At 50.2% G+C, this 992-nt stretch carries 1 protein-coding gene; it reads right to left on the bottom strand.

The genetic code is table 11. From position 1 onward, the window contains the following. Positions 1 to 96: 96 nt before the first annotated feature. The gene (locus NW843_RS13490; RefSeq protein WP_414341852.1) at positions 97 to 795 is read right to left on the bottom strand and encodes a pirin family protein; all 699 of its coding nucleotides are present in this window, start codon (positions 793 to 795) and stop codon (positions 97 to 99) included. Between the last annotated feature and the right edge of the window lie 197 nt (positions 796 to 992).

The following is a 992-nucleotide window of genomic DNA, read 5'->3' as shown; positions in this document are numbered from 1 at the left end:
TCTATAAATTATTCTCTCTATCCTAACATAAGATCAACACGACCAAAACGACTATAAGCTCAAGGCAAACAGCCAGAATTCAGCCAAAAGTCATCGTCAGGCCAAATCAAACAGCAGCACCTCAGCCCCTTCTTCACTGAAAAGGTTGAGCTCGCTTTCCCTAGCAATAGCCACGCCATCTCCTTCTCGCAAAAACAAGCCATCTAGGGTCACATCGCCCCGAGCTATCTGCAGCCATCCGTAGCGCTTCTCATCCAAGTGTCGGTGAATGGTGCGTCCCGGCTCAATCAACCCCGCATAGAGATTCACATCCTGATGCACAATCACGGATCCCTGGCGCCCATCTCGAGAGGCAACTAAACAAAACTCATTGGGATGCTCTGTCAAACCCGTCGCTTTTTGTTCATAGCTGGGCTCCAGGTTTTCCTGCTCCGGCAAAATCCAAATTTGCAGCAGATGAACCTCCTCATCTGCCGAGTGGTTGTACTCGCTGTGCCAGATCCCTGTGCCTGCCGTCATCCGTTGAATTTCACCAGGACGAATCACAGATCCCGTGCCCAAGCTGTCTTTATGCTCAAGGATCCCTTCCAAAACATAGGTAACGATCTCCATGTCCCGGTGCCCATGGGTCGGAAAGCCAGCACTCGGGCTGATTCGGTCATCGTTAATCACCCGCAAAGCCCGGAAGCCCATGTAGCGAGGGTCGTAGTACTCTCCAAAAGAAAATGAGTGGTAAGTATCAAGCCAACTGAGCTTGACATGACCCCTCTCTTCCCGCTTGCGCAAAGTCAGCATCACAGTTTCTCCGAAACCTGACCCTCGCAACCATCTTATTAACTCTGCAGTCAGAATGTCAATATTCAAACAGTTTTATTTCTTCTTTTCCCTGCTATTCTCGCCAAAAACTTGCCAAAAATTTTGGGTTGGATATCTTGACGGGGTGGTGGGGGTGGGGATAGGGTAGTAAAGCGCCACAAGGCCACCCAGCCCCG

Source organism: Synechococcus sp. R5-12 (assembly GCF_047502655.1).
GTDB lineage: Bacteria > Cyanobacteriota > Cyanobacteriia > Thermostichales > Thermostichaceae > Thermostichus.
Note: the sequence above shows the minus strand (reverse complement) of the source record. Positions and strands in the feature narration are given on the sequence as shown.